This window comes from Streptomyces hawaiiensis, assembly GCF_004803895.1.
GTDB classification, from domain to species: Bacteria; Actinomycetota; Actinomycetes; order Streptomycetales; family Streptomycetaceae; genus Streptomyces; species Streptomyces hawaiiensis.
On record NZ_CP021978.1, the window covers coordinates 7,053,202 to 7,067,155 of the forward strand.

At 72.6% G+C, this 13,954-nt stretch carries 10 protein-coding genes; 5 read left to right on the top strand and 5 right to left on the bottom strand.

Annotated features, from left to right (window positions below):
- Position 1 precedes the first annotated feature (1 nt).
- The 4 genes from uraH (at position 2) to CEB94_RS32385 (ending at position 4,444) form a co-directional block, all read left to right on the top strand.
- Positions 2-406 (top strand): hydroxyisourate hydrolase, encoded by a 405-nt coding sequence (gene uraH, locus CEB94_RS32370; RefSeq protein ID WP_175435553.1) that lies wholly within the window; start codon positions 2-4, stop codon positions 404-406.
- Between the two features lie 6 nt (positions 407-412).
- Complete coding sequence (gene pucL / locus CEB94_RS32375; protein ID WP_175435554.1) at positions 413-1,336, top strand: factor-independent urate hydroxylase; 924 nt, start codon at positions 413-415, stop codon at positions 1,334-1,336.
- 118 nt (positions 1,337-1,454) lie between these two features.
- Positions 1,455-2,834: an 8-oxoguanine deaminase gene (locus CEB94_RS32380; protein WP_175435555.1), complete on the top strand. Its 1,380-nt coding sequence runs from the start codon at positions 1,455-1,457 to the stop codon at positions 2,832-2,834.
- A 221-nt stretch (positions 2,835-3,055) separates the two neighbouring features.
- Positions 3,056-4,444: a nucleobase:cation symporter-2 family protein gene (locus tag CEB94_RS32385; protein ID WP_175435556.1), complete on the top strand. Its 1,389-nt coding sequence runs from the start codon at positions 3,056-3,058 to the stop codon at positions 4,442-4,444.
- A gap of 69 nt (positions 4,445-4,513) precedes the next feature.
- On the opposite strand, the gene CEB94_RS32390 is transcribed toward CEB94_RS32385, so the two are convergent.
- Positions 4,514-5,917, bottom strand: a complete 1,404-nt coding sequence (locus CEB94_RS32390) for a hypothetical protein (RefSeq protein WP_175435557.1) — start codon at positions 5,915-5,917, stop codon at positions 4,514-4,516.
- A gap of 203 nt (positions 5,918-6,120) precedes the next feature.
- Here CEB94_RS32390 and CEB94_RS32395 point away from each other — a divergent pair, with 203 nt between their 5' ends.
- On the top strand, positions 6,121-9,108 hold the full coding sequence (locus CEB94_RS32395; protein ID WP_342790194.1) for an AfsR/SARP family transcriptional regulator: 2,988 nt from the start codon (positions 6,121-6,123) through the stop codon (positions 9,106-9,108).
- Positions 9,109-9,226: 118 nt separating this feature from the next.
- Here CEB94_RS32395 and CEB94_RS32400 read toward each other — a convergent pair whose 3' ends face one another.
- From CEB94_RS32400 to CEB94_RS32415, 4 genes are all read right to left on the bottom strand, one after another.
- Entirely contained in the window at positions 9,227-10,834 is a 1,608-nt protein-coding gene (locus CEB94_RS32400) for a glycosyl hydrolase (protein WP_175435558.1), read from the bottom strand.
- 280 nt (positions 10,835-11,114) lie between these two features.
- Positions 11,115-12,005 carry a hypothetical protein gene (locus CEB94_RS32405; protein WP_175435559.1) on the bottom strand — a complete coding sequence of 297 codons (891 nt, stop codon included), beginning with the start codon at positions 12,003-12,005 and terminating at the stop codon, positions 11,115-11,117.
- Positions 12,006-12,194: 189 nt separating this feature from the next.
- Entirely contained in the window at positions 12,195-12,698 is a 504-nt protein-coding gene (locus CEB94_RS32410) for a DUF4913 domain-containing protein (RefSeq protein ID WP_175435560.1), read from the bottom strand.
- 107 nt (positions 12,699-12,805) lie between these two features.
- The gene (locus CEB94_RS32415) at positions 12,806-13,840 is read right to left on the bottom strand and encodes a C40 family peptidase (RefSeq protein WP_175435561.1); all 1,035 of its coding nucleotides are present in this window, start codon (positions 13,838-13,840) and stop codon (positions 12,806-12,808) included.
- Positions 13,841-13,954 lie beyond the last annotated feature (114 nt).

The window sequence follows — 13,954 nt, forward strand, 5'->3', positions numbered from 1 at the left end:
CATGAGCACCTCCGCCACCGCATCCGTGTCCACACACATCCTGGACACCAGTGTCGGCCGCCCCGCCGAGGGCGTCGCCGTCCACCTCTCCGCCCGCTCGGGCCGCGAGGCGGACTGGCAGAAGCTCGGCGGCTCCGCGACCGACGCGGACGGGCGGTGCAAGGACCTGCCGGCGCTGCCGGAGGGCACCACCCACGTACGGCTCGACTTCGCGGTCGAGCGGTACTTCGAGAAATCCGCGAACAAGCAAGCCGATGCGCAGCAGGACGCCCCCGCGAATCGGGACAGCGGCGCCGGTGTGTTCTTCCCGGAAGTGGCGATCACGTTCGCCGTCGTGCCGGGCGAGCACTACCACGTACCGCTGCTGCTCAACCCGTTCGGCTACTCCGTATACCGAGGGAGCTAGCTAGAGATGCCCACGATTCTGGGACAGAACCAGTACGGCAAGGCCGAGAACCGAGTCGTCAAGATCACGCGGGACGGCGCCACCCATCACATCAAGGACCTCAACGTCTCCGTCGCCCTCTCCGGCGACATGGACGAGGTCCACTACTCCGGCTCGAACGCCCACGTCCTGCCGACCGACACCACCAAGAACACGGTGTACGCGTTCGCCAAGGAGCACGGCATCGAGTCCGCCGAGCAGTTCGGCATCCACCTCGCCCGGCACTTCGTCACCAGCCAGGAGCCGATCCACCGGGCCCGGATCCGCATCGAGGAGTACGCCTGGGAGCGGATCGAGGCCTCCGACGCCACCTCGCAGTTCATCGGCGCCGACGAGGTCAAGCACTCCTTCGTCCGCAAGGGCCAGGAGACGCGGCTCACGCAGATCACCTACGACGGTGAGCGGTGGGAGGTCGTCTCCGGCCTGAAGGACCTCGTCGTGATGAACTCGACCAACTCCGAGTTCTGGGGCTACGTCAAGGACAAGTACACGACGCTGAAGGAGGCCTACGACCGCATCCTGGCCACCGAGGTCTCCGGCCGCTGGCGCTTCAACTGGACCGACGACGAGCAGCGCATGCCGAACTGGGAGAAGTCCTACGAGCAGGTGAAGAAGCACATGCTCCAGGCCTTCGCCGAGACCTACTCGCTCTCGCTCCAGCAGACCCTGTACCAAATGGGTTCGCGGATCATCAACCACCGCAGCGAGATCGACGAGGTCCGCTTCTCCCTCCCGAACAAGCACCACTTCCTGGTCGACCTAGAGCCGTTCGGACTGAAGAACGACAACGAGGTGTACTACGCCGCCGACCGCCCCTACGGCCTGATCGAGGCGACGATCCTGCGGGACGGCTGCGAGCCGCGGATCCCCGAGGACCTCACCAACCTCTGACGTTCCCTCTTTCGGCACCCGTGGCCGGGGAACCCTTCTCCCGGCCACGGCACTCAAAACTCCCGGGGTCCTGCCGTGCCCTCTCCAATTCAGCACACTTCGTGAAAAGGGACGAACCATGGCAGCAGACCGACGCATCGTCATCGAGAACTGCGCGATCGCGACCGTCGACGGACACGACACCGAGTACGCCTGCGGGCACCTCGTCCTCGCCGGCAACCGCATCGAGTCGCTCGGCGCGGGCAGCGCCCCCGAGGGCCTGGAGAACGTCGTACGCCGCATCGACGCCTCCGGCCACCTCGTGACCCCCGGCCTGATCAACACCCACCACCACTTCTACCAGTGGATCACCCGGGGCCTGGCCACCGACCACAACCTCTTCAACTGGCTCGTCACGCTGTACCCGACCTGGGCGCGCATCGACGAGCCGATGGTGCGCGCGGCCGCCCAGGGCTCCCTCGCGATGATGGCCCGCGGCGGCGTCACCACCGCCATGGACCACCACTACGTCTTCCCTCAGGGCTCCGGCGACCTGTCCGGCGCGATCATCGGCGCCGCACGCGACATGGGTGTCCGCTTCACCCTCGCCCGCGGCTCCATGGACCGCAGCGAGAAGGACGGCGGCCTGCCCCCGGACTTCGCCGTGGAGACCCTCGACGGCGCGCTGGCCGCCACCGAGGAGACCGTGCGGCAGCACCACGACGCCTCCTTCGACGCCATGACCCAGGTCGCCGTCGCGCCCTGCTCGCCCTTCTCCGTCTCCACCGAACTGCTCCGCGACGGCGCCCAGCTGGCCCGCCGCCTCGGCGTCCGGCTGCACACCCACGGCTCGGAGACCGTGGAGGAGGAGAAGTTCTGCCACGAACTGTTCGGCATGGGCCCCACCGACTACTTCGAGTCCACCGGCTGGCTCGGCGAGGACGTGTGGATGGCGCACTGCGTCCACATGAACGACTCCGACATCGCCGCCTTCGCCCGGTCCAGGACCGGCGTCGCCCACTGCCCGTCCTCCAACGCCCGCCTCGCGGCCGGTATCGCCCGCGTCCCCGACATGCTCGCGGCCGGCGTCCCGGTCGGCCTCGGCGTCGACGGCACCGCCTCCAACGAGTCCGGCGAACTCCACACCGAGCTGCGCAACGCCCTCCTCATCAACCGCCTCGGCGCCCACCGGGAGGCCGCCCTGAACGCCCGTCAGGCCCTGCGCCTCGGCACGTACGGCGGCGCCCAGGTCCTGGGCCGGGCCGCGGAGACCGGCTCCCTGGAGCCCGGCAAGCTCGCCGACCTCGTGCTGTGGAAGCTGGACACGCTCGCCCACGCCTCCATCGCCGACCCGGTGACCGCCCTGGTCTTCGGCGCGGCGGCACCGGTCACCGCCTCCTTCGTGGACGGCCGGCAGATCGTCGAGGACGGGCGGCTGCTCACGGCCGACGAGGACGCCATCGCCCGCGCCACGCGCGATGAGGCCCAGCGCCTGGCGAGGATCGCCGCGCAGGCCTGAACACCCCGATGACTCCGGCCGGGAGGGACGGCTCCCGGCCGGTGGTCGTGGACCCGAGCGGGGTCCACGGCGGTCGTCTCCGGGGCGGGCGTGCACGCGCGCGCCCCGGAACGGCCAACCCGTCACCCGCATGTCCGGTCCCGCACGACCACCCGCACCACCTCCCTGACACCCACGGCGGCCGTTCGGCGCGCCGTGTAACCGACCGGAGGGAAGCCGCCGTGGCCGACCACCCCGTTGACGAGAAACTCCCCGCGCTCAAGATGGCGACGACCGGCCTGCAGCACGTGGCCGCCATGTACGCGGGCGTCGTCGCCCCGCCCCTGATCGTCGGCGCGGCCATCGGCCTCACCGCCACCGATCTGACCTTCCTCACCGGCGCCTGCCTGTTCACCGCGGGCCTGGCGACCTTCCTGCAGACCCTCGGCATCTGGAAGATCGGCGCCCGGCTGCCGTTCGTCAACGGCGTCACCTTCGCCGGTGTCGCCCCGATGACCGCGATCGTCGCCTCCACCGAGGACAAGTCCGACGCCCTGCCGGTCATCTTCGGCGCGGTCATCGTCGCCGGACTCCTGGGCTTCCTGGCCGCCCCCGTCTTCTGCAAGGCGGTCCGCTTCTTCCCGCCCGTGGTGACGGGCACGGTCATCACCCTGATCGGCATATCGCTGCTCCCGGTCGCCTTCGGCTGGGCACAGGGCCCCAACCCCCAGGCGTCCGACTACGGTTCGGCGACCAACCTGGGACTGGCCGCCGTCACCCTGCTCATCGTGCTGCTCCTGCGCCGCTTCACCACGGGGTTCGTCAAGCAGATCGCCGTGCTGCTCGGCCTGGTGATCGGCACGCTGATCGCGATCCCGTTCGGCGCCACGGACTTCGGCCCCGTCGCGGACGCGGCCGTCATCGGCTTCCCGACCCCGTTCCACTTCGGCGCCCCGCAGTTCCAGCTCGCCGCGATCATCTCGATGTGCGTGGTGATGGTGGTGTCGATGACCGAATCGACCGCCGACATGCTGGCGTTGGGCGAGATCGTCGACCGCCCGGCCGACGAGAGGACCATCGCGGCCGGCCTGCGCGCCGACACCCTCGGCTCGGCGATCAGCCCCCTCTTCAACGGCTTCATGTGCAGCGCCTTCGCGCAGAACATCGGCCTGGTCGCCATGACGAAGATCCGCAGCCGGTACGTCGTCGCCGCGGGCGGCGGCTTCCTGGTGCTGATGGGCCTGTGCCCGATGGCGGCCTCGCTGATCGCCGTCGTACCGCGACCGGTGCTCGGCGGCGCGGGCGTGGTCCTGTTCGGCTCGGTCGCCGCCAGCGGCATCCAGACCCTGGTCCGGGCGGCCCTGGACAAGGACAACAACGTCCTGATCGTGGCCGTCTCCCTGGCCGTCGGCATCATCCCCATCACGGCGCCGCAGTTCTACCACGCCTTCCCGGAGACGGCCCGGATCGTCCTGGACTCGGGCATCTCCACGGGCTGTGTGGCGGCCGTGCTGCTCAACCTGGTCTTCAACCACCTGGGCCGGGGCGGCCGGGACGCCCACGACGTGACCCACCCGATGGAGGCGGGCGAGGAACTCACGGGCGCGCCCAAGGCGCCGGCCGCGTCCTGAGTCCTCGAGACTCCGCGCAGGCCTCTGCCCCCGGTCGACGGACCGTTGACCGGGGGCCATCGCGCTGTGTCACACCGTGAGCTTCACGGCCTCCAGCCAGACGTCGTTGTCCAGGGTGCCGCCGAAGGTGAAATCGGGGCGGGGCTTGCTGCACACCCGCCCGCCCCAGTCGCGCCCACGCAGGCGGACGGTGTTGCAGATCTCGCCGCTGCCGACGTTCATGGCGAAGCCCAGCATGTTCGGGGCGTTGCGCTTCGCGCTGCCGATGGTGAAGTTCTCGCCGTCGCCGGTGACGGCCGTCCAGCTCGGCTGCCACTTGCCGTGGCCGTCCACCGGCTTCGCCACGTGCCGGAAGGCGTTGGCGGCCGACCCGCCGACGCCGTGCACCGCGATGTTGAGGGCCTTGATCGGCCGGTTCTGTCCCGAGCTGCCGGCGATCGTGCCGTCGCACACCGGCTTCTGCCAGCCCTGCCCGGAGACGTACGCGCGGTAGCAGATGTGCCGTCCGGAGGGGTCGCTCGCGGCGAGCCGCTTCACGGCACTGGCCGCGGTGTCCTGCGGGGGCTTCGCGGTGACGGTGGTGGTGGCCGCGGGAGGTCTGGCCGTGACGGTGACGGTGACCCTGCCCGCGCCCTTCGACCCCGAAGTGCCCGTCGCCTTCGGCTTCTTCTTGCTCCCGTCCTTGCTCCCGTCCTTGCCCTTGTCCGAGGCCGACGCAGAGGCGGAAGCCGAGGCGGACGGGGGCGGGATCGGGAGCGAGGACGGCCTCAGGGGCGGTGAGGTCCCGGCCGAGGGCGAGCCGCCCGCACGCGCGGCGGTCTCCTCCCGGTCCCCGCCGTCGCCGGACCCGCCGCTGCCCAGGATCACCAGCGGTACGACGACCAGGGCGGCCACACCGAGTGCCACCGGCCCGATCACCAGGGGCCTGCCGAGCAGTCCGGGGCCTTCGAACTCGTCGTCCGACTGGCGCGAGCCGGGCCTGCGGGCGGGCGCGGGCGGCGGCACGGGGCGTGCGGCCGGCGTCCCCTCCGGCTCGGGCAGCGCGTACGCCGCCTCGTCGACGTCGACGGGGCCGCCCCCGGTGCCCGCGGCGGGCGCGGGATCCGTGCCGTCGGCCTCCGCTTCGGCGCCCTCCTCGGCGAGGGACGGTTCCACAGTCTCGCTCCGCTGTTCCCGCAGCGAGCTGGAGCCGTCCGGGAAGACCTCGACGTGCGCCACGTACCCCGCGGCGGGGTCGGAGATCGCCGCCGTGACGGCGGTGCCCCGCTCGCTCGCCCGGGCGTGCAGCAGGTCGAGGATCGCGGCGTCGACCGTCGCCCCCTGCGCCACCGGCACCGGTTCACCGTCGACGGCGGCGGATCCGTCACCGGAGATGACCACCGTGACGTGCGGGGACGGCTCGAACGGCCCCTCGTGCGCGACGGGTTCGCCTTCGGTGACCGGCTCGTCCGCTTCCTCGTGTCCCGGGCTCATCGGCGTTCCTCTCTGACGTGCCCGGCCGATCGTGCGGCCGGGGCGGTATCGGCGTTGCCCGCGTACCGCAACGGACCCCGGCCGCGAAGGGTTCAACGCGCGGGTGACCAGGGGATGACAGGCACGTCAGCGGTGACATGTGACGGAACGGCACGTTCCACTGAAGTGGCCGTGCCGGAGCGGGTGCGCACTAGAGTCCGAACGTGGACTACGTGAATACCCTCCGTTTCGCTCTGCTGGGGCCGGTCCGGGCATGGCGCGGGGAACGAGAACTGGACCTGGGCTCGCCGCAGCAGAGGGTGGTGCTGGCGGCCCTGCTCTTACGCCACGGGCGCCCCCTGCCGCTCGGCGAACTCATCGACGCCGTCTGGGGGGAAGAGCCGCCCGCCGCTGCCGTGTCCGTCCTGCGGACCTACGTCTCGCGCCTGCGCAAGGTGCTCGAGCCCGACCGCGGCCCGGCGCGGCAGCCCCGGGTGCTCGTCTCCGTCGGGGACGGTTACCTGCTGCGCGTGCGGGACGACGGCCTCGACCTCGCCGTGTTCCAGCGCCGGGTCGCGGAGGCCAAGAAGGCGCGCGCCGCGGGCGACGTCTCCAGCGCCGCGGACCTGCTGCGCGCCGCGCTCGACGGTTGGCGCGGCGCCGCCCTGACCGGACTCCCGGGCCCGCTGGCCGAAACGGTGTGCTCCTGGCTGGACGAGGAGTGGCTGACCGCGCTGGAGGCGCGGCTGGACGCCGACCTCGCCCTCGGACGCCACCACGAGGTGATCGCCGAACTGCTCCCGCTCACCGCCGGTCATCCCCTGCGAGAGGAGCTGTGCCGACTGCTCATGCTCGCCCTCTACCGGTCGGGACGGCAGGCCGAGGCACTGGCCGCGTACCGCGGAACACGCGACGCCCTGGTGGCGGAACTGGGCGTCGAGCCCGGGGTGTCGCTCCAGGAGCTGCACGACCGCATCCTGACCGCCGACCCGGCCCTCATGCCGCACCGGGCGAGGAGCCCGGCCCCGGCGGCGCCCGAGGGGGCCCGGCCGTCCGTACCGGCCGCAGTCACCGGCGCCGCGGCGCCGGACAGCGCGGACCGGCCCGGCCCGGCCGACCCGCAGGAACCCCGGTTCCAGCCGGCCCGCCCCGCACAACTGCCCGCGGATCTGTCCACCTTCGCCGGACGCAGCAGCGAACTCGACCGCGTCGGGGACCTGCTGCCCCCGGACGGCAGCCCTCCGTCGGCCGTGGTGATCAGCGCCATCGGCGGCATGGGCGGCATCGGCAAGTCGACCCTGGCCGTGCACTGGGCCCACCGGATCGCCGACCGCTTCCCCGGCGGTCAGCTCTACATCAATCTGCGCGGCTTCGACCCGACCGGCTCCGCGGTGACGCCCGACGAAGCCGTGCGCAGCTTCCTCGACGCGCTCGGGGTCCCGCCGATGCGCATACCCGCCGGTCTCGACGCCCAGGTCGCGCTGTACCGCAGCCTGCTCGCGCGCCGCAGGGTGCTGATCCTGCTCGACAACGCCCGCGACGCCGAGCAGGTGCGTCCGCTGCTGCCCGGCTCCCCGGGCTGCCTGGTCATCGTCACCAGCCGCAACCGGCTCACCGGCCTGGTCGCCGGCGAGGGGGCCCACCCCCTGACGCTGGACCAGCTGACGCGGGCCGAGGCGCACGATCTGCTGGCCCTGCGCCTGGGCACCGACCGGCTGGCCGCGGAGCCGCAGGCCGCGGACGAGATCATCACCCGGTGCGGCCGCCTGCCGCTGGCCCTCGCCATCGTCGCCGCGCACGCCCGCGCCCACCCCGGCTTCCCGCTCAGCGCCATCGCCGACGAGGTCAACGACAGCCACGGCAGTCTGGACGCCTTCGCCGGTGGCGACGACATCACCACCGACGTACGGGCCGTCTTCTCCTGGTCCTACAAGGCGGTGTCCGCCCCGGCCGCGCGCCTGTTCCGGCTGTTGGGCCTGCACGCGGGGCCGGACATCTCCGCGCCCGCGGCGGCCGCTCTCGCCGGTCTTCCCCCGCGTGAGGCGCGCGGGCCCCTCGCCGAACTGACCCGTGCCCACCTGCTCACCGAGCACTTCCCGGGGCGCTACACCCTGCACGACCTGCTGCGCGTGTACGCCGCCGAACGCGTCCGCGTCGAGGAGACCCGGCAGGAACGGGACCTCGCCCTTGGGCGGTTGCTGACCTGGTACCTGCACACCGCCGACGCGGCCTACCCGCACATCACCCCCAACCGCCGCCGCATCCCGCTGGAGCCGCAGCCGCAGGACTGCCGGCCGCTGGAGTTCACGACGCACGAACGGGCCCTGGACTGGTGTGAGACCGAACGGTCCAACCTGATCGTCGCGGTGCACCAGGCCGCCCAGGCCGGGCAGACGGGCATCGCGTGGCGCCTGCCCGCCGTCCTGTGGGGGTTCTTCTACCTCCGCAGCCACCTGCATGACTGGCTGGACACCGCGCGGACGGGTCTGGCCGCCGCCCGCGACGCCCGGGACCGGGAGGGGGAGGCCCAGGGCTTGTGCGACACGGCCGCCGCACTGCGCAACGGGGGCCGGTTCGAAGAGGCCGTCGAGCACCTCCGGCAGGCGCTGGTGCTGAGCCGGGAACTCGGGGACAGGGCGACCTGGACATCGGTGATCGCGAATCTCGGCGACGCCTACCTGCACGCGGGCCGGCTCCGCGAGGCCGTCGAGTACGCCCGCCGCGGACTGGCCCTCGACCGCATCGTGGGCAACGTCTGGGGCGAGGGCATCGCCCTGTGCAACCTGGGCGACGCCTACCAGCGGATGGGGCGCTACGACGAGGCACTCGACTGCCTGCAGCAGGCGCTGGTCGTCCTGCGCGCGGGCGGCAACCGCTGGGTCGAGGGCGTCACCCTCGACATCCTCGGCACGATCAACCACCGGCTCGGCCGCCACGGCGAGTCCGTCGACCACTACCGCCGGGCGCTCGCGACGCACCGGGACATCGGCAACCGCTGGGGCGAGGGCCACACCCTGGGCCACCTCGGGGACGTCCACCTCGACGGCGGAGAGACCGAGGCGGCCCGCGAGAGCTGGCGGCACGCCCTCGCGATCTTCGCGGAGTTCGGCCATCCGGACGCCGAGCAGGTCCGTGAGCGGCTCGACCGCCTTCCGGACGACGGTCCGGCCGACGCGTGTACCCCACAGGCCGCGCCGAGACGGACCGCCTGACATGGCTCTCCTTCGTTCATGAGGCCCGCCGGCGACGCGCCGGCGGGCACCCGCACAACGCGTGCGGGGGTGAGGGCGGTTCAACGCCCGCGAGCCGCCCTCACCGGCAGGCGGCGCCTCAGCGCACCTCGCGGTAGAGCCGCCCGCTCGCATTGGGCACCGCCCCGTCGTAGAGACCCGTCTCACTGGTCTCCTTCGACAGCGCGAACCACGCGTACCGCTCGACGAAGTCCAGCCCGTTCAGCATCTCGGTGGAGGACCGGACGAAGTCGGTCTGCTCCTGCTCGCCCGGGTAGCGCGGGGCGCTCCGGGAGAAGTCGGTCAGGGCGTACTCCGTGAGCCAGACCGGCTTCTTGTAGCGGTCGTGGACGGCCTGCAGATAGCCGCGCAGCTGGTCGGTGGCGCCTGGGCCGAAGTCGGCGCCGTACCAGTGCAGGGGGATGAAGTCGACCCGCAGGCCACGCTGTTCGGCCCCGCTCATGAACCGGTCGAGCCAGCCGCCCGCCACGTCCGCGCCGGAGGCGACCGCGGGTGCGCCCAGCCGCAGGCCGGTGGACTCCAGCCGGGGCCACAGGTCGAGGGCCTGTTCGGGGGACATGTCGGCCTGACCCGGATGGTCCGGCTCGTTGAAGCCCAGGAGCGTTTTCCCCTCCCGGGCGGCCTGCCCCAGTTCGGCGTCGGTGACCGAGCCCGGACCCCAGATCATCGGGACGAACTCGGCACCCGCGGTGCCCGTGACGCCGCCGGCCGATGAGGCCCAGTTGTAGTACCAGGAGGATCCCGAGTCGGCCAGGGCCTGTGAGGCGCCCGCCACGGGGTTCAGGGCGACGCCCTTGCGGGAGGCCGCCGGGGTGCCGCCGCTGCCGGGCTGCCCGGTGGCAGCGGGGCCGGGGCCGGGCGCGGCGGCGCCGTCGCCGCTGCCGTGGAAGGTGACGGTCAGGCCCGTGCACGCGCGGCACTGGTACACGACCTGGTTGCCCTGCTCGGTGTCGTGCTTGGACCAGCTGTACGCGGTCGGGCACTTCGCGGCCAGCGCGTCACTGTAGGGCGTCTTCGCGTCCCGGTTCGGGTTGACGCACACCAGCGGACGGCCGGTGGCCTCGTCCTCGACCAGGTTGTCCGCCGGGCAGGCGGCGAGCAGATCCGTGGCACACCCGGCCGGCGCGCACTCGCCCGACTCGGGCGGCGTCACGCCGTCCGGCGTGATGGTGATCGGCGCGGCCACGGCGTTGACGTAGCTGACGTTGTACCAGGGCGCCTGGCCGTCCTTCGGGTCGAAGTTGAACTCCGCCAGTCCGGTGGGCTGTTCACCGGTCGAGCACCGGTCGGCATAGGGGCCGCAGTCGCCGACGGCGCAGTGGAACGTGCTCCCCTCCTCGCCGGTGCAGCCCTCGCGGGCGAAGAACTTGCCGCGCCAGTGCCCGGCTCCGGACTGCTCGGGGATCGTGACGGTGGCCGACTGGCCCGGGTCCAGCGTGGGCAGCCCGGTGAGCGCGGCCGACCCGTCGGCGTTGACCGTGCTGCCGATCCAGATGCGGTGGTCCGTCGTGTTGCGGAAGGTGACGGTGTGTTCGGGGGAGCCGGCCCCGGCGGCCGGTGTGCCCGCGATGCTCACGCCGTCCGGGCGGTGGTTCTGGATCAGCAGCGCGGTGCCGGTGACACCGGCCACGACCAGGAGCAGCGCGAGCAGGAACGAGATGCGGCTGCGGATGGGCGGTCTACGCATGGACCGCGCCTCCCGCGGGGGCGTCGTACGTCATGGCCGTCCTCTCTCGCCCGGCTCGCAGGCGGTACTCGGTTCTGATCGGGTCGCGCGCCGGTGCGGCTTCGGGACGCTCCTCGGCCGACCGGTTCCGGGTTCCGGTTCCGGTCCGGGGAGGCGGGGTTGTCATCCGCCACGGTGGCCCTCTCAGCTGGGAAGGTGCGGACACGAGGCGACAACGGGCGTGCCGGGGTCAACGGTTCAACCCCGGCACGCCCGCGCCGGTACGGCGGTGCGGTGTCCCTCAGCGGCGGCCGACCGGCTTCTTGCCCTGGGCCTTCTGGGACAGCTGCGCCTCAGCCGGCTGCTGCCTGCTGACGCGTCCGCTGGAGGTGCCGGCCGGGCTGAAGTTCCCGGCCGGGGTGTTGTTGGCCGGCGCCGACAGGGACGAGTTGGAGGACGGCGGCGCCGGTGCGGGGGTGAACCCGGGCGGGTACTGCCCGGGCTGGCTGCCGAGCGTCGGGTTGCGGTGCATCCCGTACATCTCGTAGCCGGGGTCGGCCGCCACCCGTCCCGGGTCGGTGTGGGCGTGGTGCACGACGTCGGTCATCGTGGCAGCTCCGGCCACCCAGGAACCCGCTCCGCCGACCATCTTGGTGCTCGAGGCTTCCTGGTCGGCCACGGCGGCGTACGTGTTCAGCGCCGTGGACGCGAGCCTGCCGATGCTCGCGCCGACCTGGACCGGATCCACGTGGCCGCCCGCGAGGCTCTGCTTGGCCTGGCCGTAGAGCTCGTAGCCGGCCACCCCGGCCTGCGTGGCTATGCCGACGCCGCTCACGATCGTTTGGGCCCGGCCGGTCGTGAACCCCGCGGCGCCCTGGATGATCGTCGGCGTGACGTCGACCAGTGCCTTCACGATGCGGGACTTGTTCTCCGAGACCCAGGCGGCGGCGCTCTTGCTCCACCGCGCGACCTGCCGGCCCTTCGGCTGGGCCGTGTTGACCGCGTAGAACTGCCGGGCGGTCTGGTCGTACACGCCGGTCCCCGCGTTGGCGAACAGCGGGGGCGCGTCGTCCGGGACCGGCGCGCTGGAGGCCCGGGCCTGCGCCCGCCTTCCGTCGTCGGAGACCCTGACGGACGAGTAGGAACTGGCGTTGCTGTTGGCGCTGTCGTCCGAGTGTTGGGATCCTGCCATGTCACCCTTCCTTCCGGGAGGTGAGCACTCCGTACGGGGCTCCGCACGGAGCATGTGACGGTGCCGGGTCCGGCACCGCCGACCGGATGGCTGTACCGATCGGGAACCACAACGCGGCGGCGGGGGTGGACGGTTCATCCCCTTCCGCCCGCACGTGCCGGTCGCCGGGGCGTCCGCCCGGCGGCCGGCTCACGACCACGGGGACGGCGGCGGGGGAGGGGGCGGCGGTCCGAAGGGGTCCATCGTCTCGACGGTGGGTTTCTCCTTGGGGCGGTGCATGCCGGGCTTGCAGCCCGCGAACGGGCCCTGCGGGTCCCGCAGGGTGTCCATGACCGACGACAGGTGGTCGCGGTGCCAGACGGCCGGTCCGGTCATGTCGGAGCCGGGCCCGGTGAGATCGCCCCAGGCGAGCCACAGGCCGTGCAACCGGGCGACCGCCTCGGGGTGTTCCCACCAGACGGGGCACCAGGGGGACTGTGAGGTGACCTCCCTGCCGTAGACCGGCAGCAGCACGTGGTGCGTCCACAGGGTCAGCCGGCGCAGCGTCTGCGCGTACGCCGGCCCGTCCAGGTAGAGGATGAAGCGCGGCGCGGGTGGCTCCCCACCGGGTGCCGGGGCGGACGCGTCGGCCGGGGCGCCCTGGGGCGGCGCGGCCCCGGAGACCGTGGGGGGCGTCGACTGGCTGGTGGACATGGCGCTCTCCTGCTCGTGCGTGGCGTGAGGTGGCGGCTGGAGGACCGGTGCTCTCGGGGCGTGGCGTCGCGTGGCGCCGCGTGCCCGGTGGAGCCGCGTCCGGGAGGTCAGGCGTCGGGTCGCACCACCCCGAGGATCTCCATCGACCCGGCCGGCGCCTCCGTCACCCGACGCCCCGGGCGAGGGGCGTGGATCATCCGGCCGTCGCCGATGTAGAGGGAGACGTGACTGGCGTCGGCGTTGTGGATGATCAGGTCACCGGGGCGCATCTTCGTCACCGGGACGCGGTGCAGCAGGCGCCACTGCTCCTGCGAGGTGCGCGGGATGACCACGCCCGCCGCCAGCCAGGCCTGCGAGGTGAGTCCGGAGCAGTCGTAGGAGTCGGGGCCCTCGGCGCCCCAGACGTACGGTTTGCCGAGCTCCCCGGTCGCGAAGGCGACGGCCTCGCGGCCCGCGGTGCTGCCCTCGGTGCCTGCGCTGTCGAGGACGCCCGACCGCACCCACGCCGCCTGGGCCTCGTCGGCCGTCCTGCGTTCGAGCGCGGCCAGTGCACGGCGCTGCGTGTCCTCCAGCCGCGACTCCACGCGCCGCGCCGCGTCGATCCGGGTCCGGATCGTCCTGCGGTGGGAGTCCAGGGAACCGCGGTTACGGCGCAGCCGCTTCAGCTCGTCGGCCGCTTCGTCGCCGCGGGTGCGCAGCTCCTCCGCCGCCAGGGCCAGGGCCTTGATCCCCCGGTTCGTGGCCAGCTGCGCCTGACGGGCCAACGACGCGTTGTCCAAGGCGCGTTCGGGATCGTCGGCGAGGGCGAACTGCACCTCGGCGGGGACAGCGCCCCCGCGGTACTGGGAGCGGACCGCAGCCCCGGCCAGTCCGGTCAGACGGCTCAACTTGCGCTCGGCAGACGTCACCTGGGCCCGGAGCGTGCCGAGGCGCTTTTCCTGCCGGGTGACCTTGCCGTCCAGCGCGTTGTACTTCTCCGTGGCGACCTCGGCCTGGTGGTAGAGGCGGTCGAGTTCGGCGCGCACCTCGGGGAGGGACTGCGGTTCGGCACCGGCGGGCTGGTGGAGCGTCGCCGTCAGGGCCAGGGCCAGCGTGACGACGGCCGCCGTCCGGCGGCCGTGCGCGCCCGGGATCTGTCTCATGCGGTTCGTGGCTCCTTCATGGCTCCTTCGTGGTCATCTGGGCACCCGCACAACGGACCCGTGCCGCGCGGAGGTTCAAGGACGGTGTGAACCGGTGCGGCCCCACCGCCCGTT

Excerpts from the sequence above, each read along its gene's own strand:
- CEB94_RS32415 (WP_175435561.1), bottom strand. The coding sequence starts at position 13,840 with ATGAGACAGATCCCGGGCGCGCACGGCCGCCGGACGGCGGCCGTCGTC.
- CEB94_RS32400 (WP_175435558.1), bottom strand. The coding sequence starts at position 10,834 with ATGCGTAGACCGCCCATCCGCAGCCGCATCTCGTTCCTGCTCGCGCTG.
- pucL (WP_175435554.1), top strand. The coding sequence starts at position 413 with ATGCCCACGATTCTGGGACAGAACCAGTACGGCAAGGCCGAGAACCGA.
- CEB94_RS32410 (WP_175435560.1), bottom strand. The coding sequence starts at position 12,698 with ATGTCCACCAGCCAGTCGACGCCCCCCACGGTCTCCGGGGCCGCGCCG.
- CEB94_RS32390 (WP_175435557.1), bottom strand. The coding sequence starts at position 5,917 with ATGAGCCCGGGACACGAGGAAGCGGACGAGCCGGTCACCGAAGGCGAA.
- CEB94_RS32405 (WP_175435559.1), bottom strand. The coding sequence starts at position 12,005 with ATGGCAGGATCCCAACACTCGGACGACAGCGCCAACAGCAACGCCAGT.
- uraH (WP_175435553.1), top strand. The coding sequence starts at position 2 with ATGAGCACCTCCGCCACCGCATCCGTGTCCACACACATCCTGGACACC.
- CEB94_RS32380 (WP_175435555.1), top strand. The coding sequence starts at position 1,455 with ATGGCAGCAGACCGACGCATCGTCATCGAGAACTGCGCGATCGCGACC.